Source organism: Streptomyces sp. NPDC059452 (genome assembly GCF_042750035.1).
Lineage (GTDB): Bacteria > Actinomycetota > Actinomycetes > Streptomycetales > Streptomycetaceae > Streptomyces.
Map to the genome: position 1 here is coordinate 233,297 of NZ_JBHYVE010000007.1, position 20,292 is coordinate 253,588.

The 20,292-nt window shown below is 71.0% G+C and carries 18 protein-coding genes; 8 read left to right on the plus strand and 10 right to left on the minus strand.

Annotated elements, in window-relative coordinates:
- The first annotated feature begins 116 nt into the window (after positions 1–116).
- The 5 genes from ACFW9Z_RS13060 to ACFW9Z_RS13080 all read left to right on the plus strand — a co-directional run bounded on the left by ACFW9Z_RS13060 (position 117) and on the right by ACFW9Z_RS13080 (position 2,663).
- On the plus strand, positions 117–707 hold the full coding sequence (locus tag ACFW9Z_RS13060; protein WP_384638861.1) for a hypothetical protein: 591 nt from the start codon (positions 117–119) through the stop codon (positions 705–707).
- 101 nt (positions 708–808) lie between these two features.
- A complete protein-coding gene (locus tag ACFW9Z_RS13065; RefSeq protein ID WP_384638769.1) occupies positions 809–988 on the plus strand; it encodes a hypothetical protein in 180 nt (59 codons plus the stop codon).
- A 171-nt stretch (positions 989–1,159) separates the two neighbouring features.
- Entirely contained in the window at positions 1,160–1,606 is a 447-nt protein-coding gene (locus tag ACFW9Z_RS13070; RefSeq protein ID WP_384638863.1) for a BlaI/MecI/CopY family transcriptional regulator, read from the plus strand.
- A gap of 9 nt (positions 1,607–1,615) precedes the next feature.
- Positions 1,616–2,185, plus strand: a complete 570-nt coding sequence (locus ACFW9Z_RS13075) for an amino-acid N-acetyltransferase (RefSeq protein ID WP_384638772.1) — start codon at positions 1,616–1,618, stop codon at positions 2,183–2,185.
- Positions 2,186–2,327: 142 nt separating this feature from the next.
- Positions 2,328–2,663, plus strand: a complete 336-nt coding sequence (locus tag ACFW9Z_RS13080) for an Lsr2 family protein (protein WP_003968298.1) — start codon at positions 2,328–2,330, stop codon at positions 2,661–2,663.
- Here the strand turns inward: ACFW9Z_RS13080 and ACFW9Z_RS13085 are convergent.
- Positions 2,642–3,343 carry an SCO3374 family protein gene (locus tag ACFW9Z_RS13085; protein ID WP_384638775.1) on the minus strand — a complete coding sequence of 234 codons (702 nt, stop codon included), beginning with the start codon at positions 3,341–3,343 and terminating at the stop codon, positions 2,642–2,644. The two genes, ACFW9Z_RS13080 and ACFW9Z_RS13085, sit on opposite strands and share 22 nt — an antisense overlap.
- Positions 3,344–3,793: 450 nt before the next feature.
- On the opposite strand from ACFW9Z_RS13085, the gene ACFW9Z_RS13090 reads away from it, so the two are divergent.
- Positions 3,794–6,322 (plus strand): ATP-dependent Clp protease ATP-binding subunit, encoded by a 2,529-nt coding sequence (locus tag ACFW9Z_RS13090; protein WP_384638778.1) that lies wholly within the window; start codon positions 3,794–3,796, stop codon positions 6,320–6,322.
- A gap of 120 nt (positions 6,323–6,442) precedes the next feature.
- On the opposite strand, the gene ACFW9Z_RS13095 is transcribed toward ACFW9Z_RS13090, so the two are convergent.
- Both ACFW9Z_RS13095 and ACFW9Z_RS13100 read right to left on the minus strand, forming a co-directional pair.
- Complete coding sequence (locus ACFW9Z_RS13095; protein ID WP_384638781.1) at positions 6,443–9,733, minus strand: NACHT domain-containing protein; 3,291 nt, start codon at positions 9,731–9,733, stop codon at positions 6,443–6,445.
- The gene (locus ACFW9Z_RS13100; protein ID WP_384638784.1) at positions 9,730–10,086 is read right to left on the minus strand and encodes a trypco2 family protein; all 357 of its coding nucleotides are present in this window, start codon (positions 10,084–10,086) and stop codon (positions 9,730–9,732) included. Before ACFW9Z_RS13100 ends, ACFW9Z_RS13095 begins: the two co-directional genes overlap by 4 nt.
- 458 nt (positions 10,087–10,544) lie before the next feature.
- On the opposite strand from ACFW9Z_RS13100, the gene ACFW9Z_RS13105 reads away from it, so the two are divergent.
- On the plus strand, positions 10,545–11,255 hold the full coding sequence (locus tag ACFW9Z_RS13105; RefSeq protein ID WP_384638787.1) for a M23 family metallopeptidase: 711 nt from the start codon (positions 10,545–10,547) through the stop codon (positions 11,253–11,255).
- A gap of 280 nt (positions 11,256–11,535) precedes the next feature.
- On the opposite strand, the gene cseC is transcribed toward ACFW9Z_RS13105, so the two are convergent.
- The 5 genes from cseC to ACFW9Z_RS13130 form a co-directional block, all read right to left on the minus strand.
- A complete protein-coding gene (gene cseC, locus ACFW9Z_RS13110) occupies positions 11,536–12,867 on the minus strand; it encodes a two-component system sensor histidine kinase CseC (protein WP_384638789.1) in 1,332 nt (443 codons plus the stop codon).
- A 34-nt stretch (positions 12,868–12,901) separates the two neighbouring features.
- Positions 12,902–13,618: a two-component system response regulator CseB gene (cseB, locus tag ACFW9Z_RS13115; RefSeq protein ID WP_384638792.1), complete on the minus strand. Its 717-nt coding sequence runs from the start codon at positions 13,616–13,618 to the stop codon at positions 12,902–12,904.
- Positions 13,619–13,672: 54 nt separating this feature from the next.
- A complete protein-coding gene (locus ACFW9Z_RS13120; protein WP_384638795.1) occupies positions 13,673–14,347 on the minus strand; it encodes a hypothetical protein in 675 nt (224 codons plus the stop codon).
- A gap of 110 nt (positions 14,348–14,457) precedes the next feature.
- Positions 14,458–15,117 (minus strand): SigE family RNA polymerase sigma factor, encoded by a 660-nt coding sequence (locus tag ACFW9Z_RS13125; RefSeq protein WP_384638798.1) that lies wholly within the window; start codon positions 15,115–15,117, stop codon positions 14,458–14,460.
- 193 nt (positions 15,118–15,310) lie between these two features.
- Positions 15,311–16,252 (minus strand): A/G-specific adenine glycosylase, encoded by a 942-nt coding sequence (locus ACFW9Z_RS13130; RefSeq protein ID WP_384638800.1) that lies wholly within the window; start codon positions 16,250–16,252, stop codon positions 15,311–15,313.
- 240 nt (positions 16,253–16,492) lie between these two features.
- On the opposite strand from ACFW9Z_RS13130, the gene ACFW9Z_RS13135 reads away from it, so the two are divergent.
- Positions 16,493–17,362, plus strand: a complete 870-nt coding sequence (locus ACFW9Z_RS13135) for a hypothetical protein (RefSeq protein ID WP_384638866.1) — start codon at positions 16,493–16,495, stop codon at positions 17,360–17,362.
- Positions 17,363–17,574: 212 nt separating this feature from the next.
- Here the strand turns inward: ACFW9Z_RS13135 and disA are convergent, their stop codons facing one another.
- Together disA and radA are read right to left on the minus strand one after the other, a co-directional pair.
- Positions 17,575–18,699, minus strand: coding sequence for a DNA integrity scanning diadenylate cyclase DisA (gene disA, locus ACFW9Z_RS13140; protein WP_015609320.1), 1,125 nt, complete (start codon positions 18,697–18,699; stop codon positions 17,575–17,577).
- Between the two features lie 81 nt (positions 18,700–18,780).
- Complete coding sequence (radA, locus tag ACFW9Z_RS13145; RefSeq protein WP_384638803.1) at positions 18,781–20,202, minus strand: DNA repair protein RadA; 1,422 nt, start codon at positions 20,200–20,202, stop codon at positions 18,781–18,783.
- Positions 20,203–20,292 lie beyond the last annotated feature (90 nt).

Consider the following 20,292-nt stretch of genomic DNA (forward strand, 5'->3'; position numbering starts at 1 on the left):
GCGGGGTCCTGCGGACCGTCCTGGCGCGCCGCGCCACCGACGACCAGTTAAACGGATTTTGTCCATTTAGCACGTATTGTCGCGTTATGCCCACGCCCTACGGTTCACGAGGCGGCATGGCGTTCAGCGCGGACGAGCTGCGGGTGCTCCGACGTGCCCTCGCCATCGCCCTCCACCCCATGCCCCTGTCCGACGAGGATGTCCAGGACTGCCTGCGGCTCGCGGGCTCCGTGGACGAGGCGGTCGGGGAGGCGGGTCGGCTGCGAGCGTTCCTCCTCGCCGACCTCGCCCGCTACCGCGACGCCCTCCCCGGCTCCGTCACCGGCTATCTGGAGCTCCTCCAGGACGCCCTGGCGGCCGGTTACGACCCCCGCCCCGACGATCTGGCGGCCCTGCGCGCCCTGCGCGGGAAACCGCTCGCCGCAGCCCTGCTGGAGCGCTGCCAGATCCTCGCGGAGCGCTCCGTACGGGCCCGGCTCGCCGGTCGCTCCGCCGCCCTGGCCGCCCCCGGCCCCCGCAGCCGCCTGCTCGCCCTGCCCGGCGGCCGGGCGGCCGACCGGGAGGCGGAACGCCCCAAGGCCCCGGCCGCCCCCGCTCCGGGCCGTACGCCCGCCCCGAAGCGCCCGGTGCCCACGCCCGGCGAGGTCTTCCCGCCCCGCCGCCGTCCCGCCCCGCCCCCGCAGGAGGAGGAGCGCGCGGCGGGCTGATCCCGGCCGCGCATACGGCACCGCCCGGGACGCGGCGGCCTCCGGAAGGACACGGGAGGTCGCCGCGTCCCGGGCGTACGGGGCTCGCTACTCTGGACAACATGGACTACGTATCCGCGCTCGTGCCCCCCGTGGTGATGGCCGTCTTCTTCATCGGTGTGGTCGTGACGATCGTCAAGAGTCAGGGCGGTCCGAACAAGACCAAGGAGGACGACGCCGTGGACGCGGCGATCGCCCGCGCGGAATCGGCAAAGCAGACCGCTCGTCCGGAGAATGCCTGACGGCGGAAGCCGTCCACCGGCCCCGCGGGACTCCCCGGCGCGCACCCCCTGGAGCGCACGGCTCATGAGAGCCGTGCGCTCTTTTGGCTCCATAAATAACCCACCATTCGGGACATCTGGTACTAAAGTGATCCTGTGCCCCGCCCATTGGGAGAGCTGGAAGACGCCGTGATGACCCGCGTCTGGCAATGGAACCGTCCGGTCACCGTGCGGGAAGTCCTTGAGGACCTCCAGCAGGAACGGTCCATCGCCTACACGACGGTGATGACGGTAATGGACAATCTCCATCAGAAGGGCTGGGTCCGCAGGGAAGTCGACGGCCGCGCATATCGATATACGGCCGTCTCCACCAGGGCCGCCTACTCGGCCGCACTGATGAACGAAGCCTGGTCACGCAGTGACAACCCCGCCGCCGCCCTTGTCGCCTTCTTCGGCATGATGTCGCCCGAGCAGCGCGAAGCCCTTCAGGATGCCGTCCGTATGGTTTCCCCCGGTCCGGCCGACAACTCCGCGGACAATCCGACGGGCAATCCCGCAGCCGACCTGGGAGAACCGACCGCCGGAGCCTCCGAAGGCGCCGCCCCGGCCGATGACACGGAGCCGGAGAGCGGGCGATAGCGTCGGGGCATGTCCTCAGAGCAGCCGCAAACCGAACCGGATAGCGATTTTCATACCGACCCGTCGGTAAATAAGCCCGCCATCACCGTCCGACGTGCCAGGACGAGTGATGTGCCTTCCGTGCGCCGACTCCTCGACGGGTACGTGTCCGGCGGCATCCTGCTCGACAAAGCCACCGTCACCCTTTACGAGGACATCCAGGAGTTCTGGGTCGCGGAACGCGACGAGGACGCCCGGGTCATCGGCTGCGGCGCTCTCCACGTGATGTGGGAAGACCTCGCGGAAGTCCGTACTCTCGCCGTCGACCCCCGCATCAAGGGCGCCGGGGTGGGGCATCACGTACTGGAGAAGCTTCTCCAGACCGCCCGCTGGCTGGGAGTGCGCAGGGTTTTCTGCCTCACCTTCGAAGTGGACTTCTTCGCCAAGCACGGGTTCGTCGAGATCGGAGAGACACCGGTCGACACAGATGTCTACAGTGAGCTGCTGCGTTCCTACGACGAGGGCGTCGCAGAGTTCCTGGGTCTCGAACGAGTGAAGCCGAACACCTTGGGCAACAGTCGGATGCTTCTGCACCTGTGAGTGCGGAAGCCGTGCATCCCTATGTCCGAATCGCGCACGTTTCCCGTGTTCTTGAACCCCTGAACCTCTCCCGGGGGTTTGTGTTTTCCCGAGAAAAGCGGTTTCCTTTCCGCGTACTCCATTTTCGATGAAAGGAAATCCCGTGGCACAGAAGGTTCAGGTCCTTCTTGTCGATGACCTCGACGGTGTCGAGGCGGACGAGACCGTGACGTTCGCGCTCGACGGCAAGACCTACGAGATCGACCTCACCACGGCCAATGCGGACAAGCTCCGTGGTCTTCTCGAGCCCTACACCAAGGGTGGCCGCCGTACCGGTGGCCGCGCCGCCACGGGCCGGGGCAAGGGCCGCGCCGTGGCCGGGGGCAACAAGGACACCGCCGAAATCCGCCGCTGGGCGCGGGAGAACGGCCACAACGTGAATGACCGCGGCCGCGTTCCCGCCGAGATCCGTGAGGCTTACGAGAAGGCCAACGGCTGACCTGCCGGACTGTCGTCCAGCAGCCCGGCCCGGGCATGCGACAACCGGACCCGATGGCACTCCGTCGCCGCCGCGTCCACCAGGCGTACGAGATCGGGGGCATCCCCACCGCTGCTCCCGAAGCCCGCGAGAGCGGGAAGCGCCGGCCCGGCCGCGCACCTCGGCTCGGGGGGCCGCAGCCATACGGCGGCCCCCGGCGAGCCCGCACCACCCCGGGGTGACGGAGCCGTGATCCGGCCCCCCGCCCCCACGGCGGTCAGATCGAGGTCGATCGGGCCCCACTCCAGCCAGTCGAGCAGCCCCGGCAGCTCATCGGCGCCCCCCGTGGCGACCAGCAGCCCCATCCGCCCGCCGGCCAGCAGCACCGGCCCGGTCCGCACCGGACGGCGCAGCAGCGCGTGACCGGCCTCGGCGGGAAGTTCCAGCACGTCGAAGCAGAGCCCCGTGAGCAGCCGCACCGGAGCGCGTCCCTCGGTGGTCCAGCCGAGCTCGTGCTCGTACCACCGGGCGGTCCACCGGACGACGGCGTCGGCCCCGGCGACTGCCTCGGAGACGGTCCCGGAAACGGCCCCGGCGACGGGATCCGGTCCGGCATCGACGACGGGATCCGGTCCGGCATCGGCGACGGGATCCGGCCCGGCATCGGGTGACGATCGGGGCGGCGGGACGGTGACGGCCATGTCCGTTGAACCGCCGGACCGCCACCGAAGTTACGCGTTGTCGCCGGATGATCACGTTGTGTCCGGCTCGTAGGGGCGCGCAGGAGCGTTCAGCAGCGCAAGGTTGTTCGCCCGTAGCGGAGGGAACCGGGGCGCGCCGCATGGACTGTCAGTGATTGCGGGTAAGACTTTCCTAGTGGGAAGGGGCGACACGCTGGCCGAGGCGTCTCACGTTCGCCATCGGCGTACTGGCGAAAGGGGTATCTGCCTGGCCTGCGGGAACATCGTCTCGCACCATCGGGTTGGAGCAGTTGTCAGCTGTTCGGCAGTAAGAATCCCCGCCCGGTGCGGGGTGATCCGGACGGATGTCGGCAGTTGGAATGAGCTGTCCCGTCCTGCGGGACTAGCATGCGGAAGGACTGGGAGGGGACCGACCCCTCACTGACCGACCGCTCTGAGGAGCGATTAACGATGTTCGAGAGGTTCACCGACCGCGCGCGGCGGGTTGTCGTCCTGGCTCAGGAAGAAGCCCGGATGCTCAACCACAACTACATCGGCACCGAGCACATCCTCCTGGGCCTGATCCACGAGGGTGAGGGTGTCGCCGCTAAGGCCCTGGAGAGCCTCGGGATTTCGCTCGAGGCGGTCCGCCAGCAGGTGGAGGAGATCATCGGGCAGGGGCAGCAGGCTCCTTCCGGGCACATCCCCTTCACTCCGCGAGCCAAGAAGGTCCTGGAGCTGTCGCTCCGCGAGGCCCTTCAGCTGGGCCACAACTACATCGGCACCGAGCACATCCTGCTCGGCCTGATCCGCGAGGGCGAGGGCGTCGCCGCCCAGGTCCTCGTGAAGCTGGGCGCCGACCTGAACCGGGTCCGGCAGCAGGTCATCCAGCTGCTTTCCGGATACTCGGGCGGCAAGGAGACGGCGGCCGCGGGCGGCCCTGCGGAGGGCACGCCCTCCACCTCCCTGGTGCTCGACCAGTTCGGCCGGAACCTCACCCAGGCCGCTCGTGAATCCAAGCTCGACCCGGTCATCGGGCGCGAGAAGGAGATCGAGCGGGTCATGCAGGTGCTCTCCCGCCGGACCAAGAACAACCCGGTCCTCATCGGCGAGCCCGGTGTCGGCAAGACGGCGGTCGTCGAGGGCCTGGCCCAGGCGATCGTCAAGGGCGAGGTGCCCGAGACCCTCAAGGACAAGCACCTCTACACCCTGGACCTCGGCGCCCTGGTCGCCGGTTCGCGGTACCGGGGTGACTTCGAGGAGCGCCTGAAGAAGGTCCTCAAGGAGATCCGCACCCGCGGCGACATCATCCTGTTCATCGACGAGCTCCACACGCTGGTCGGTGCGGGTGCCGCCGAGGGCGCCATCGACGCGGCTTCGATCCTGAAGCCCATGCTGGCCCGGGGCGAGCTCCAGACCATCGGTGCCACCACGCTCGACGAGTACCGCAAGCACCTGGAGAAGGACGCCGCTCTTGAGCGCCGCTTCCAGCCGATCCAGGTCGCGGAGCCGTCGCTGCCGCACACCATCGAGATCCTGAAGGGTCTGCGCGACCGTTACGAGGCCCACCACCGGGTCTCCATCACGGACGAGGCCCTCGTCCAGGCCGCGACCCTGGCGGACCGGTACATCTCGGACCGCTTCCTGCCGGACAAGGCGATCGACCTGATCGACGAGGCCGGTTCCCGGATGCGCATCCGCCGGATGACCGCGCCGCCGGACCTCCGCGAGTTCGACGAGAAGATCGCGGGCGTCCGCCGCGACAAGGAGTCGGCCATCGACTCCCAGGACTTCGAGAAGGCGGCTTCCCTCCGTGACAAGGAGAAGCAGCTGCTGGCGGCGAAGGCCAAGCGGGAGAAGGAGTGGAAGGCCGGCGACATGGACGTCGTCGCCGAGGTCGACGGCGAGCTCATTGCCGAAGTCCTGGCCACGGCGACCGGTATCCCGGTCTTCAAGCTGACGGAGGAGGAGTCCTCCCGTCTGCTGCGCATGGAGGACGAGCTCCACAAGCGCGTCATCGGGCAGAAGGACGCCATCAAGGCCCTTTCGCAGGCGATCCGCCGTACGCGGGCCGGTCTGAAGGACCCGAAGCGCCCCGGTGGCTCGTTCATCTTCGCCGGTCCGTCCGGTGTCGGTAAGACCGAGCTCTCCAAGACGCTCGCCGAATTCCTCTTCGGCGACGAGGACGCGCTGATCTCCCTCGACATGTCGGAGTTCAGCGAGAAGCACACGGTTTCCCGCCTCTTCGGTTCGCCCCCCGGCTACGTGGGCTACGAGGAGGGCGGCCAGCTCACCGAGAAGGTGCGCCGCAAGCCGTTCTCCGTCGTCCTCTTCGACGAGGTCGAGAAGGCCCACCCCGATATCTTCAATTCCCTGCTCCAGATTCTGGAGGACGGTCGCCTGACCGACTCCCAGGGCCGGGTCGTGGACTTCAAGAACACGGTCATCATCATGACGACCAACCTCGGGACCCGGGACATCTCCAAGGGCTTCAACCTGGGCTTCGCCGCCCAGGGCGACGTCAAGACGAACTACGAGCGCATGAAGGTCAAGGTCAACGAAGAGCTCAAGCAGCACTTCCGGCCGGAATTCCTCAACCGTGTCGACGACACGGTGGTCTTCCACCAGCTGACCGAGGAAGACATCATCCAGATCGTCGACCTCATGCTCGCCAAGGTCGACGAGCGGCTCAAGGACCGGGACATGGGCATCGAGCTCAGCTCCGAGGCCAAGTCGCTCCTGGCGAAGAAGGGCTACGACCCCGTGATGGGCGCCCGGCCGCTGCGCCGGACGATCCAGCGCGAGATCGAGGACGTCCTCTCCGAGAAGATCCTCTTCGGTGAGCTGCGCCCCGGTCACATCGTGGTCGTCGGCGTCGAGGGCGAGGGCGACGACAAGAAGTTCTCGTTCCGCGGCGAGGAGAAGTCGGCTCTGCCCGACGTCCCCCCGATCGAGCAGGCGGCAGGCGGCGCCGGCCCGAACCTGACGAAGGACGCGTGACGCGCAGGTAGGGCGTGAGCCCGAGCGTGTGTGAAGGGGCTGCCCCGGAATCGGCTTTACGGCCGGGTCCGGGGCAGCCCCTTTTCCGTACGTTCGTCAGCCGGGAGAGGCGTCCGTTTCTCAGCCAGGAGAGGCGTCGAGCCGGTCGCCCAGCTCCTCCGCCCCGATCAGGCGCTGCTCGGGCAGCCCCGTGACCCGGACCCGCAGGCCCGGCCAGGAGTGCAGCGGCGTGAGGTCCAGTACGTGAAGGGCGGAGGCGTCCAGCGCGAGATCCAAGACCTCGGGGAACAGCGGCCGCAGCATCCCGAGATCCCCACCGTGGTCAGGGGCCTGTACGGACAGCTCCTGGACGGTGGGCACGGACACCGAGCGGACCGGTCGGTGCGCCCAGGGGAAGGCGGTGAGGCCGAGAACGCTGATCCGGGGATGCTCCCGCAGCGCGTCGAGGGCGTCGTCGAACGCGGCGAGCTCCGAGACCTCCAGCTCCCTGAGCGATTTCCAGGCGTCGAGTCCGTCCAGGACGAGCGGATGCCGGCCGGTCACCCTCATGCCGGTGACACCGGGGTGGGCCGGGATCTCGCTCAGTCGGCCGGCCCCGAGGTTGTTCAGTACGAGGTGCGACAGACCGGGCGGGTCGGCCAGCGGCGCCAGGTCCCCCGGACGCGTCCCCTCGGCGTCCAGGAACAGGACCCTGAGCTTGTGGAGCCCGGCGAGCGGCGTGAAATCCCGGATCGCCGGGGAGCGCCCGATGTCCAGCAACGACAGGTGGTCCGCGACGGTGTTCAGGAACGAGAGGCCGGTGAGCCGGGCGGGCCTTCTCAGGAAGAGCCCTTCGAGCCGGATGCCCTCCAGCGCCGCACCGATCTCCGTATCGGACAGCTCCAGGCGCAGCGACAGGGCGAACAGGGGCGGAAGGTGGCTCAGCGCCCTCAGCTGTCTCCGGTCGTTCACGGAGACGACCGCGCGCCTGAGGTCGCAGTGAGCCAGCACCTCGGCGGCGTACTCCTCGGGCGGAAAGCGGTTCCACCTGTGCACAAAGGTGGGGCCCAGTGTGGGGTGGGCAAGCGCCCACTCGCGGGCGTGGGGAACCGCGGGAGTTCCCCCGATGCTCAGGATCAGGCCGACCACGTACGAGGCGTCCGCCTCCGCATCGGACACCGTGTGCGGATCGGGCAGGAACGCCAGCGCCGCCGGTCCCAGCCGGGCCAGGGAACGTACTTGGCTGTCGCTGGTCGGCGGGAAGAGCGCCGCCGTGCTCTCCCGGACCGCTGCCCGCACCGGGCCGTCCAGCCAGGTCGCGTGTTGCGCGCACAGAGCGGCCAGGACATGGACGGCGGTGCGGTCCGCCGTGCCGGCCTCGTGCCGCAGCCCCGCGTCCAGCAAACCCCGTATCAACGAAGCGAGTTCGCGCCGCCCGCAGTGCCCCGCCGCCAGGAGGAGCACGTCCTGCCAGGTCTCCTCGTCCGCGTGGCGCAGCAGTTCGTTGAGGTGGTCGCCCTCGACGAACTCCTTGGCCGCCAGGTAGTCCTGGAAGGTGCGGTGGATGAACTGGTAGGTGTCGTCGGCGTGTTGCTGGAGCAGGCCGCTGCGGTTCAGCAGGTGCGTGAGGATCCTCGCGGGCGGGCCCTGGGCGCTCACCCGCTCCATCCCCGTCAGCGCCCGGCCGAGCTGGTGCAGGGCCTGTTCGCGGGTGAACTCCGACTGCCCCTCGCGGACCAGCCAGACCGCGATGCGCTGGAGGAGCTGGGTGTGTTCCTCGACGGTCAGCTCGACACCCTCGGGGTCGCCGATCCGGCGGCGGCGGTCGCGGTGGCCCAGGAGCATTTCCAGCGCCGAGCGGTACAGGCTCCACCGGGTCTCCGGGAGGAAGCCGTCACGGCGGCGGTGCAGGGCGCAGATCACCGCGCAGAGCAGCGGCGTACGGGCCAGGTCACGGAGCGTGGGGTTCTGGTCGAACTGGTGGGAGAGGCCGCGTTCCAGTTCGTCCAGGCGGTCGGCGTCACCCTGCTCGGAGAGCCGGGCGGCCCGGTGCCAGGAGGCCACGAACTCCTGGATGTCCTCGTTCCGCATCGGCAGGAGGCGTAACTCCGCGAAGTCCTCCGACCGCAGCCAGTCCGGCTCGATGGCCAGGGGCCGTACGGTCGCCACACACCGGGTCCCCGGGTAGCGGGCCAGGAGCTGCGACAGCCAGTCGTGCGCCTGTTCCCGGTCCTCCGGCGGCACCTCGTCCAGGCCGTCCACCAGCAGCAGCGCCCGCCCGGACTCCAGGACCCGGCCCGCCCAGCCTTCCGGGGGCGTGTCGATCACCAGGCCCGCAGCGCCGGACAGCTCAGCCGGCCCCGGGAACGTACCGCCGCGAGCGCGCAGGGTGCGCAGGGGTACGACGAAGGGGACCAGGCCGTTCAGCGGGGCCAGGTCGTGGTCGAGGGTGCGGGCCGAGGAGTGGGCGGCCAGCCACCACAGCAGGGTCGTCTTCCCGGCCCCCGCGTCGCCGCGCAGCAGGACCCGGGGGCGGTCGGAGAGGAGGGCGTCGATGCGCTGAGGGAGGGGCGGGACCTGTTCCGGGGCCTCCCGGCCTCGCGCGGCCCGGTCCTGTGCCCGGTCCTGTGCCTGGGCCTCCAGGCTGAGGTAGGCGGTGTCCAGGTCCCATTCGGAGTCGTGCCGGCTCAGCTCGTCCAGGCCGAAGATCTTCGTACGGCGGTACTTGGCGCCCAGGGCCTGCGCGTACTCCGCCTCGTACCGCTGGTCCCCCGGGAAACTGCCGTGGATTCGTTCCATGCGCAGTTTGATGCCTGACCTGCGGTAGGCCTGCCCGACGAGCTCCGCCGTGAGGACCGGGCCGAGCGGTACGCATTCGACCCGGCGGCCCTCGCGCCGGAGCGGGACCTGGCGGGCGATGCCCAGGAGCACGTCCCCCATGAAGACCGGGCCGCCGGAGAGGCCCGACAGGGCTGGGGGCTCGTCGTCCGGGCGGGCGGCGGGCGGGGAGTCCAGTTCGCAGACCAGCAGGTCACGGACCCGGCCCGCCATGGGCAGGACCGTCGCCGTGTACTGGTCGGCCTCCAGCCGCTTGTCGGGGCCGTAACGCTGGACCTGCGGAAAGCCGGTGATCTCGCAGCCGGGGATGGCCTGGCGGGTGTCCACCACGCCGAACCGGACCGGGGGGACCTGCCGCACCGGCTCGGTGGCCTCCAGGAGGGCCACGTCCAGCCGGTAGTCGATCCAGGCGACGGTGGCCCGTACGCGGTCCGGGACGGCTGGGTGGGCCACAAGGACGGACCCGGTTTTCACGACATGGGCGCAGGTCAGGACCAGCCGGTCGGTGAGGAGGACGCCGCTGCCCTGGCGGGCGCCGAAGACGGCCACCGTACGGTCGCCGGGGTGGGTGGCAGACGCAGGCAGCGCGCTCACTGCCTGCCCGCCCCGTCCCCGAACCCCGCCGTGGACCCGTCGTCCTCCGTCCCGACCTCCCACGCCTCCCCGGTCACCGCGTTCCGCGGGCTCAGGGTGAAGGCCACCTTGTGGGTGCGGCCCGTGGCGCGGGAGGCGTCGGCGCCCGCCTCGACCACCCAGGCCTTCACCTTGCCGCCCGCCTTGGCCTCCTTGCGCAGTTCGAGGGTGAACTCCATCTGGATGTCCCCGACCGCGAAGGCGAGGGGCCGGTCCGTGCCCCGCGCCGCCGCCTCCACCAGCTGGTTGCGGATGGATTCGACGGCATCGGCGAGCTCGATGCCGTCCAGGTCATGGGTGCTCTCGGCCGTCATGGTGGTCCCCCAGGGGTGCGGTGCCGCTTTCCCGTCAGCGTAGTGATGTAGCAGGCCGAAGGTCCCGAATCGGAAGGACTTAGGTCCCAGTGGCGGTGACAAGGCGCACAGGCCGAAACAGGCCTACTACCCGCGCTAGGAGATGGCGCCATGATCGGCGGAGGGACCTTGGGCCCGGCCCCGGCAGGCCGTTCCGAGGTTTCGTCCGATACAGCCGGATCGCGGCGCGATGTCCGGAAAAGTACGCACGGAACAGGGGTTAAACCCTCTCCGGCCGAAGGATTCCGAAGGCTTCCGGGCCTGCTCGAAAGGGACCAACCGCAACGAATTCCACGGGTCCTCTCTACGGCTTTTCTTCGTAGATGGGGTGTTTGAGCATCGGCGGGGGTGCGGGTTACCAAGGTTGAGCAAGCCCGGACAGCACGCCGGGTCCACTCACCTTCGGAGGACTTCACCGTATGAAGCGCGCAACGAACCAGCACACCATCCGCCCGACCGCCTCCCGTATCCGCGGCGCCGTCCTGGCCGCCGGCCTGGGAGCGTCCGTGGTGCTGGGTGCGGGCACGGCGTTCGCGTCCGGTACCACCGGTGCCGCCGCCCTTGCCCCGGGTTCCGCTGCCGAGTCGGTCGCCCAGCAGGCGGCCGCGCAGGGCAAGGCCGCCGAGGCGGCCAAGAAGACGGCGGCCAAGAAGGCCTCCGACGCGAAGAAGAAGGCCGAGGACAAGAAGAAGGCGGCCAAGAAGAACGCCGCCTCCTGGAAGTCCCCGGTCAAGAAGTACACGCTGACCGCCAGCTACGGCACCGGTGGCGCCCGCTGGGCCGCCAAGCACTCCGGCCAGGACTTCGCCGTGCCGGTCGGCACCCCGGTCTCGGCTGTCCACACCGGCACCGTCGTGAAGGCCGGCCCGAACGGCGGCGGCGACGGCCCCGCGTACGGCAACGCCGTCGTGGTCAAGCACGCCAACGGCAAGTACTCGCAGTACGCGCACCTGTCGAAGATCAACGTGAAGATCGGCCAGCACGTCAAGACGGGCCAGAACATCGCCCTGTCCGGCAACACCGGGAACTCCAGCGGCCCGCACCTGCACTTCGAGATCCGCACCACCCCGAACTACGGCTCCGCGCTGAACCCGGCCGCGTTCCTGCGCTCGGTGCACGTCTCCATCTGATCCGGCCGGCGTAACCGCGCGGCCCCGCCGGAGACCGGCAACCGCCAGCGTCCGGCGGGCGCGCAGCACAACCGAACAGAGTCAGTGGACCCGTTACACCCCGGTACCCGGGGCGTGCGCCCGGGTCACCCGACCGACGGCGACGTCGAGGACAGCCTCACGGCTCACTCCTCGGGGTCGCCGTCGGCGTTGTACCGCCCGGTGAAGCCCGGTGAAGCCCAGTGAAAACCAGCGAAGCCCGGCGAAGACCGGTGAAGCCCAGTGATAAAGGGGCACGGGCTCACCCCTGCCGCTGCTCCGCCACCCGCAGCACCGGAAAGCTCCCCGTCGCCGTCGGCGCGTGCTCCGGCAGCCACAGCACCGCGATCGCACCCCCCGCGCCCTCCGCCGCACCCGAGGGCGCCGCGTTCCGGAAGGTCAGCCGGGCCCCCAGCACCCTCGCCTGGCCCGCCGCGATCGTCAGGCCAAGACCGTGCCCGTGCCCCGCCCGGTCCATGGAGCCCGTACGGAACCGGCTCGGCCCGTCCCGCAGCAGCTCCTCCGGGAACCCCGGACCGTGGTCCCGGACCCGTACCACCCGGCCCTCCACCGTGACCTCCACCGGGGTGGAGCCGTGCTTGGCCGCGTTGCCGAGCAGATTGCCGAGGATGCGCTCCAGGCGGCGCGGGTCCGTGGAGACCCACGACTCGTGCACCACCCGCACGGTCACATCCGGGTCCAGCAGCCCGACCCGCCGGCTGACGAACTCCCCGAGCGGCAGTTCCTGGAGCTCCGCCCGCTCCGAGGCGCTGTCCAGCCGGGCCACCTCCAGCACGTCCTCGACCAGCGTCCGCATCGCCTGGGCCCGGTCCCGTACCAGCTCGGTCGGGCGGCCCGGCGGCAGCAGCTCGGCCGCCGTGAGCAGCCCGGTGACCGGGGTGCGCAGCTCATGGGCGATATCGGCGGTGACCCGGCGCTCCGCCTCGATCCGCTCGTTCAGGGCGTCGGTCAGCGCGTCGACCGCCCGCGCCAGCTCGTCCGTCTCGTCACGGACGACCCCGCCCACGGCCTCCCGGACCCGTACATCGGTGTGGCCCTCGGCGACCCGGCCCGCCGCGGCCGCCGCCTTCCGCAGCCGGCGCGAGAGCTGGCCGCCGATGAGGACGCCGAGCGCACTGCCGACGAAGACCACGGAGACCGAGCCGATGATCAGGGCCCGGTCCAGATCGTCCATGATCGTGGCGGACCGGTCCGCGAACCGGGTGTGCAGCGAGAGCACGTCCCCGTTGGCCAGCGGAACGGCCGCCCACACATCGGGTACCCCGTCGGCGGTCTGTGCCACATGCGTGGCGCGCCGGTTCTTGCGGACCTCGTCGCGCAGGCTCGGCGGGATCGCCGGATCGTTGAGCTTCGCGCCGAACTTGGGCGCGCTCTTCTGCATGCCCGTCGCCTCGTAGAACCGCTGCGCGCCCAGCAGCCGCTCCAGCTGCACCTCGCGGGCGTTCTCGATCATGGAGACCCGGGCCGCGTTGTGCACCACCAGGCTCAGCGCCACCGCGATGAGCGCGCCGACGGCGGCGATGGCGATGCTGATCTTCCAGCGGACACCGGTCCGCAGGGCCAGTCGTTTCATGGGCACCTCACCGGCCGCCCCACCCCCGACTGCCTCATCCGCGCAGCTTGTAGCCGAAGCCGCGGACCGTCTCGATCCGGTCCTGGCCGATCTTGGTGCGCAGCCGCTGGACGTGCACGTCCACGACCCGGGTGTCGCCGCCCCAGCCGTAGTCCCAGACCCGCTCCAGGAGCTTGTCGCGGGAGAGTACGGTGCCGGGGGCGGAGGAGAACTCCAGCAGCAGCCGCATCTCGGTGGGCGTCAGCGCCACCTGCTCGCCGCCGCGCCGCACCTCCATGCCGTCCGTGTCGACCTCCAGGTCACCGAAGACCAGCACCCCGCCGAGCCCCCCGGCCTCCGCTTCCGTACCCCCTTGGCCCGTGCCGCCCTCCGGCCCGGCCGCATGGCCGAAGCGGCGCAGTACGGCACGGATGCGGGCGACCAGGACCGCCCCGTCGAAGGGCTTGGTGACGTAGTCGTCGGCCCCCGCCTCCAGGCCGAGCACCACGTCGATCGAGTCGGCCCGCGCGGAGAGCATGATCACGGGCACGGTCGACTCGTCCCGGATGCGGCGGCACAGGCTCACCCCGTCGAGCCCCGGCACCATCACGTCGAGCAGCGCGATGTCCGGCCGGTCGGCCCGGAAGGCCTCCAGGCCGGAGAGGCCGTCGGGCATCGCGGTGACCGTGAAGCCGACCCGCTCCAGAGCGAGCTGGGTGGCCTCACGGATGACATCGTCGTCCTCGACGAAGAGGACGTGGGTCTCGGCCATGGCGCCTGTCTCTCGCTTTCCGTTCCCGCTCGCCGGGTCTTCGGTTCCGGGTCTTCAGTTCCGGTCGGGTTCCGTCGGCCCGCCCGGTTCCACGGGTTCCACCGGTTCCGCCTGTGTGGGCAGCTCGCCTTCCGTGCCGTCGATGGCAGGGCTGAAGTCGTTGTGCACCCGGTCGTGCTCGGTGAAGCGCCCGTTGGCCCAACGGTAGGTGACCACGTCGGAGCCGGACGGGTAGTCGATCGGGTCCTTTGCCCCGTAGACCTGGGTCGTCACCACGAGGTCGCCCCGGTCGATGGTTCCGTAGACGGCGGGGACCTCGACCATGAAGACGTTCTCGTACGAGCCGTCCTCGCGCGCGCGGTAGACGTACGTCCCCATCCCGACCCCCACCGCATCGGCGCAGCTCATCACGTTGACCACGACATCGGCGGACGGGCCGCCGGTCAGCGAGCCGTAGGAGGTGTCGACCGGATACGCCTTGCCCTCGCAGGGCTCCAGACCCTCCCTGACCCGCTCGCTCACCGTGGGGTCGCCCTTGATGAGGGCCACGGCGTTGACGCGCCGGGTGACGGGGGCCGTGCCGGAGGGGGTGGGCCGGGGGGAGACCTGGGCGACCGGCTGACTCCCGGCGGGGCCCTCGTCGCGGGTGCCGGTGCCGCCGGTGGAGCAGGCGACGCCGAACAGCCCGAAGGCGGCGAGTCCGGCCAGGGCCGTACCACTCGCCGCCATACCCGCCCGGAACCTGCCGTTCCGGCGAGGTCTCCCGGGGGTTCCCCCGTCGTCGGTACCCGCGTCGTCGGTACCCGTCCCGCTGCTACCGCTGCCGTCGCTGCTGCCTGTCAGGCCGCGCACCGCTCCCGCCCCCGCTCGTCATGACGCCCGTTCCGCTGCGCCCGCGCCCCCACGACGGAGGTGACCTTCGACCGCTGGGCCGGAACCCGGCCGGTGGCGGCGGGCGCCGCACTCCGGTGGCCCCCGGTCTCCCGCGCGACCGCCTCGCGGCTCGTCAGCTCACGGCTCTCCAGCTCCTGCCGCAGCCGGGCCAGTGCCCGGTGCAGCGTGCTCTTGACCGTACCGGCCGACATGCCGAGCGCCGCGGCCGTCTCCTCCGTACTCATCTGCTCCCAGTGTCGCAGCACGACGACGCTGCGCTGCTTCGGAGCCAGAATCCCGAGGATGTCCATCAGCAGGGCGCGGTCGGCGCGCTGCTCGCTGCCGTCGTCGACGCTCGCGTCGGGCAGCTGCTCGGTGGGCACCTCGTCGAGCTTGCGCGCCCGCCACCACTCCGTACGGGTGTTGATCATGACGCGGCGCAGATAGGCGTCGGCGAGGGACTTGTCGGCGATGCCGTCCCAGCGGCCGTACGTCCGCACCAGCGCGGTCTGGAGCAGGTCCTGCGCGTCCACGGGGTCGGGCACCAGACGCCGTGCGCTGCGCAGCAGCGCCTCCTGCCGTGTGCGTACGTAGTCCTCGAACGCGAGCACCTCGCCCTGCGCCATGACAACCGCCTCCGTCCCCGTGAATCCCCGTGTACTGCTGTCGGAGACGCTACGGAGGCGTTGTCACGAGGTTGTGCGGAGCAGCCGTACGCCGACGCACGGCTGTCCATCGGTTGTGTAACAGCGCAGGTTCAGGACCGCATCACGTCAGCGGCTCGGTTCAGCGGCTCACGTAAGCAGCCAGGTCAGCGGCTCACGTCAGCGGCAGCCGGTACCGGCCGTCCGCCAGCGGTTCGACCAGACCGTCGGCCACCAGCCCGTCCAGCGCCCGGGCCCGCTGCACCGGCTCCTCCCACACCGCGTCCAGAGCGGCCTGGGGTACGGGGTCGAGCGCATCGCGCAGCACCGCGAGCAGCCGGCCCCGCACCTGCCGGTCGGTCCCCGCGTACGTCTGGCCCTTGCGCGGCGGCCCCTGGTGCGCGGGCTTCCCGGCCAGCCGCCATGCGCACTGCGAGGCGATCGGGCAGTGGTCACAGTCCTCGTTGCGCGCGGTGCACACGAGCGCGCCCAGCTCCATCGTGGCCGCCGCCCACCGCGCCGCCCGCTCGTCCTCGTCCGGCAGCAGGGCCCGGGCGAGCTTGCGCTCGGCGGCGGTGGTGGCGTTCGGCGGGTACTGGATGCCGTTGGCGGCGCGGGCGAACACCCGGCGGACGTTCGTGTCGAGCACCGCGTGCCGCTGCCCGTACGCGAACGAGGCCACGGCCGCCGCCGTGTACTCGCCGATCCCGGGCAGCGCCAGGAGCTGGGCGTGCTCGCTCGGTACGTCGCCGCCGTGCCGTTCCGTTATCGCCTGCGCGGCCCCGTGCAGCCGCAGCGCGCGGCGCGGGTAGCCGAGCCGGCCCCAGGCGCGGACCGCTTCCCCGGGCGCCTCGGCGGCCAGGTCGGCGGGGCGGGGCCAGCGGGCGAGCCACTGCTCGTACACCGGGAGGACCCGGTTCACCGGGGTCTGCTGCAGCATGAACTCGCTGACCATCACCCCCCAGGCGCCCGCTTCGGGGCGGCGCCAGGGGAGGTCGCGGGCGTGCTGCTCGAACCACCCGATGACGGGGGTGTGGAGGGAGACGGCGGCGGCAGGCGTCCGAGGCGTCTGGGGCGTCTGGGGCGTCTGGGGGGAAGTCGAAGTCATGGCAGTCATCGCACTGACGATCCTGGCACGGAAGGCGGGACGGGTGTCACGAGTACGGGGGTGTCGGCCCGCGCGGCGGACCCGGGGGCGGGAACGCCACCCGTTCTGTCCCCTGTGACCGGGTCCCGCGACCGGCTCCCGTGATGATCATCGGCAAAACTTGATGATGATCGGCAAAACTTGTGCCCGGAGCGGCGGGTGGGGCCTGAGACGGCCCCGATCTCTCGTACAGTTTGGCCCGTGGGATCTATGCGCAATCCGGTCGGTCCGCTTCCCTCCAGCATCTACTGGCGTCGAAGGGCGGTAGCGGGGCTTCTGGTTGCGCTCCTCGCGGTCCTGATCGCCTGGGCGGTCACCTCGGCCGGCTCCGACGGGACCAAGAACGACGGCAAGCCCGGCGGCTCGGACCCGGTGAAGTCGATCACCCCCGGCCCGGCGAGCTCGGGCCCGGCGATCAGCCAACGGCCGGGCGGGCGCGACGAGTCGGACGATGGCGATGACGATACGGACGGGGAGAACGGGTCCGGCGGTTCGGGCGGCTCGACCGGTTCCGGCGGCGACGGCACGGGATCTGACGGTGCGTCAACCAGCGGCGCGGACACGGCCGGTTCAGGCAACGGCGGTTCGGGCGCGGGCGGTTCGGGCGGCACCGGCGGTGCGGGCTCGGGCGGCGGCTCCACGGCGGGCCGGCAGGTCCCGGCCACCTCCACGCTCCCCGACTGCAAGCCGGGCGCGGTGGAGCTGACCCTGCGGACGAAGGTCACGTACGGCCCCGACGACCGCCCCAAGTTCGAGATCATCGCCCGCAACACCTCGTCGGCCGCCTGCAAGGCCGACCTCGGACCGAAGAACGTGGTGCTCACGGTCACCGAGGCCGGTCCGGAGAACGACGACGTGATCTGGTCCTCGAAGGACTGCCCCGCGACCCCGGGCCCGCTCTTCTTCGAGGTGCCGGCCGGAGCGACGATCGTGCACACGGTGGACTGGAACCGCGTCCGCTCCGCGCCCAACTGCGCCACGCCCCCGGCCACGAAGGCCGGGCCCGGCACGTACCTCCTGGAGGCCAAGGCCCCGGACACCCCACTCCGCCGAGCCTCCTTCGTCCTGAAGAAGGACTAGTCGAACCCAGCCCGTCCGGCGCCCCTTCCAGGCCCGTCCGGCCACCATCCGGCCCGTCCGGCACCACTTCGGCCCGTCCGGCGGTTGAGGACGGAACCGTGCACGTGGTTGGGCGTCGCCTGTACGGGCCCGGGTGAGCCGGACGCGTACCGCCCACCTTGGCCGAGGGTTCCGTCCTCAAACGCCGGACGGGCTGGGTTGGTGCGGCCGGCTCAGACGTACCGCTCCAGGATCGACGACTCCGCCAACCGCGAGAGCCCCTCCCGCACGCTCCGTGCCCGCGCCTCGCCGACCCCGTCCACGGTCTGGAGGTCGTCCACGCTCGCGGCCAGCAGCTTCTGGAGGCCGCCGAAGTGCTCCACCAGCCGCTCGATGATCGCCCCCGGCAGCCTCGGCACCTTGGCCAGCAGCCGGAAGCCCCGCGGCGAGACCGCCGAGTCCAGCGTCTCCGGCGAGCCGCTGTACCCCAGCGCCCGCGCCACCACCGGCAGCTCCAGCAGCTCCGTGTGGCTCAGCGCGTCCAGCTCCGTCAGCGCCTCCGCCACCGTGCGCGACCGTTTCGCCGTCGGCTCGGGCACATAGTCCCGGACCACCAGCTCCCGCTCCGGCTCCACGCCCGCGATCAGCTCGTCCAGCTGGAGCGACAGCAGCCGTCCGTCGGTGCCGAGCTCGACCACGTACTCCGCGATCTCGGTCGCGATCCGCCGCACCATCTCCAGCCGCTGCGCCACCGCCGTCACGTCCCGGACGGTGACCAGGTCCTCGATCTCCAGCGCGGAGAGCGTGCCCGCCACCTCGTCCAGGCGGAGCTTGTACCGCTCCAGCGTGGCGAGCGCCTGGTTGGCCCGGGACAGGATCGCGGAGGACTCCTCCAGGACCCGCCGCTCCCCGTCCACGTACAGCGCGATCAGGCGCATGGACTGGGAGACCGAGACGACGGGGAAACCGCACGCCTTGGAGACCCGGTCCGCCGTACGGTGCCGGGTCCCCGTCTCCTCCGTGTGGATCGAGGCGTCCGGGACCAGCTGCACCCCGGCCCGCAGGATCTTGGTCATGTCCTTGTCGAGGATCAGAGCCCCGTCGAGCTTGCACAGCTCGCGCAGTCGGGTCGCGGTGAACTCCACGTCCAGCACGAACCCGCCGGTACACATCGATTCGACGGTCTTGTCCATGCCCAGGACGATCAGCCCGCCGGTGTTGCCCCGGAGAATGCGCTCCAGGCCGTCCCGCAGGGCCATTCCGGGCGCGACCGCACTCAACGAGGCGCGCATCAGCGCTTCGTTGCCGGTGCCTTGGCCGGACTTTCCGGGCGCTGCCGCCCGGTCGTTGGCTGCCACTGCACTCCTCCGGTCAACAGGTTTGCGGTGCCCTTGCGTCCCCCATGCCGTGTCCACGGGCGGGCGAGACCAGGGCAAAGTCTACCGGCGCGCGTTGTCTTCCTGACGAGGCTGCGGCGCCTCCTGCCGAGACCGGCGCGGGAGGACCCGCAGAGCATCCCCCATGTCGGCCACTTCCGTGACCTTCATACCCGAAGGAACCCGGCCCGGGTCGGTCGGCACCAGGGCGTGGGTGAAGCCCAGACGGTGGGCCTCGGCCAGTCTCCGCTGGACCCCGGTGACCCTTCTGACCTCGCCCGCGAGCCCCACCTCACCGATCGCGACCAGGTTCTTCGGGAGCGGGGTGTCACTGGCGGCACTGGCCAGCGCGAGCGCGATCGCGAGGTCGGCGGCGGGCTCGGTGAGCTTCACGCCGCCCACCGTCGCGCTGTAGATGTCCCGCTTGCCGAGCGCGCTGATCCGGCCGCGCTGCTCCAGGACGGCGAGCATCATCGAGACCCGGGAGGTCTCCAGGCCCGAGGTGGTGCGCCGGGGCGAGGGGATCTGGGAGTCGACGGTGAGCGCCTGCACCTCGGCGACCAGCGGCCGCTTGCCCTCCAGCGTCACGGTCAGGCAGGTGCCCGGCACCGCCACGTCGCGCCGGGTCAGGAAGAGGCCCGAGGGGTCGGCGAGCCCGGTGATGCCCTCGTCGTGCAGCTCGAAGCAGCCGACCTCGTCGGTCGCCCCGTAACGGTTCTTGACGCCGCGCACCAGGCGCAGCCGGGCGTGGCGGTCGCCCTCGAAGGAGAGCACCACGTCGACCAGGTGCTCCAGCAGCCGGGGCCCGGCGATCGCCCCGTCCTTCGTGACATGGCCGACCAGCAGCGTGGCCATCCCGCGCTCCTTGGAGGCCCGGATCAGCGCCCCGGCCACCTCCCTGACCTGGGCCATCCCGCCGGGCGCGCCGTCGATCTCGGGCGAGGCGACCGTCTGCACCGAGTCCAGGATCAGCAGGGACGGCTTCACGGCGTCCAGATGCCCGAGCACCGCCGAGAGATCGGTCTCCGCCGCGAGGTAGAGGTGGTCGTTGATGGCCTTGATCCGGTCGGCGCGCAGCCGGACCTGGCTCGCGGACTCCTCGGCGGTCACATAGAGCGTGCGGTGGTCGTCGCTCGCCGCCTTGGCCGCCACGTCCAGCAGCAGCGTCGACTTGCCGACGCCCGGCTCGCCCGCCAGCAGCACGACGGCCCCCGGCACGAGCCCCCCGCCGAGCACCCGGTCCAGCTCACCGACGCCGGTCGAGCGCGCGGTGGCCTGACGGCTGTCGACCTCGCCGATCGGCAGGGCGGGGGTCGAGACCCGGCCCGCCGCGGTGGTGCGCACGGCGGGCGCGCCGCCGAACTCCTCGACCGTCCCCCACGCCTGGCATTCGGGGCAACGGCCGAGCCATTTGGCGGTGGTCCAGCCGCATTCGGTGCAGCGGTAGGACGGCCGGTCCTTCGCGGATTTCGTACGGGCAGCCATGGCGTCACCGTATAGGCGAGGTCTGACAACGCCCGCCGCGCGGGGGGCGTGAGGCGGCTCCGCCGCACAGAGGGCGCACGGAAGCATCAC

Excerpts from the sequence above, each read along its gene's own strand:
- ACFW9Z_RS13060 (WP_384638861.1), top strand. The coding sequence starts at position 117 with ATGGCGTTCAGCGCGGACGAGCTGCGGGTGCTCCGACGTGCCCTCGCC.
- ACFW9Z_RS13065 (WP_384638769.1), top strand. The coding sequence starts at position 809 with ATGGACTACGTATCCGCGCTCGTGCCCCCCGTGGTGATGGCCGTCTTC.
- ACFW9Z_RS13070 (WP_384638863.1), top strand. The coding sequence starts at position 1,160 with ATGACCCGCGTCTGGCAATGGAACCGTCCGGTCACCGTGCGGGAAGTC.
- ACFW9Z_RS13075 (WP_384638772.1), top strand. The coding sequence starts at position 1,616 with ATGTCCTCAGAGCAGCCGCAAACCGAACCGGATAGCGATTTTCATACC.
- ACFW9Z_RS13085 (WP_384638775.1), bottom strand. The coding sequence starts at position 3,343 with ATGGCCGTCACCGTCCCGCCGCCCCGATCGTCACCCGATGCCGGGCCG.
- ACFW9Z_RS13090 (WP_384638778.1), top strand. The coding sequence starts at position 3,794 with ATGTTCGAGAGGTTCACCGACCGCGCGCGGCGGGTTGTCGTCCTGGCT.
- ACFW9Z_RS13100 (WP_384638784.1), bottom strand. The coding sequence starts at position 10,086 with ATGACGGCCGAGAGCACCCATGACCTGGACGGCATCGAGCTCGCCGAT.
- ACFW9Z_RS13105 (WP_384638787.1), top strand. The coding sequence starts at position 10,545 with ATGAAGCGCGCAACGAACCAGCACACCATCCGCCCGACCGCCTCCCGT.
- cseC (WP_384638789.1), bottom strand. The coding sequence starts at position 12,867 with ATGAAACGACTGGCCCTGCGGACCGGTGTCCGCTGGAAGATCAGCATC.
- cseB (WP_384638792.1), bottom strand. The coding sequence starts at position 13,618 with ATGGCCGAGACCCACGTCCTCTTCGTCGAGGACGACGATGTCATCCGT.
- ACFW9Z_RS13120 (WP_384638795.1), bottom strand. The coding sequence starts at position 14,347 with ATGGCGGCGAGTGGTACGGCCCTGGCCGGACTCGCCGCCTTCGGGCTG.
- ACFW9Z_RS13125 (WP_384638798.1), bottom strand. The coding sequence starts at position 15,117 with ATGGCGCAGGGCGAGGTGCTCGCGTTCGAGGACTACGTACGCACACGG.
- ACFW9Z_RS13130 (WP_384638800.1), bottom strand. The coding sequence starts at position 16,252 with ATGACTGCCATGACTTCGACTTCCCCCCAGACGCCCCAGACGCCCCAG.
- ACFW9Z_RS13135 (WP_384638866.1), top strand. The coding sequence starts at position 16,493 with ATGCGCAATCCGGTCGGTCCGCTTCCCTCCAGCATCTACTGGCGTCGA.
- radA (WP_384638803.1), bottom strand. The coding sequence starts at position 20,202 with ATGGCTGCCCGTACGAAATCCGCGAAGGACCGGCCGTCCTACCGCTGC.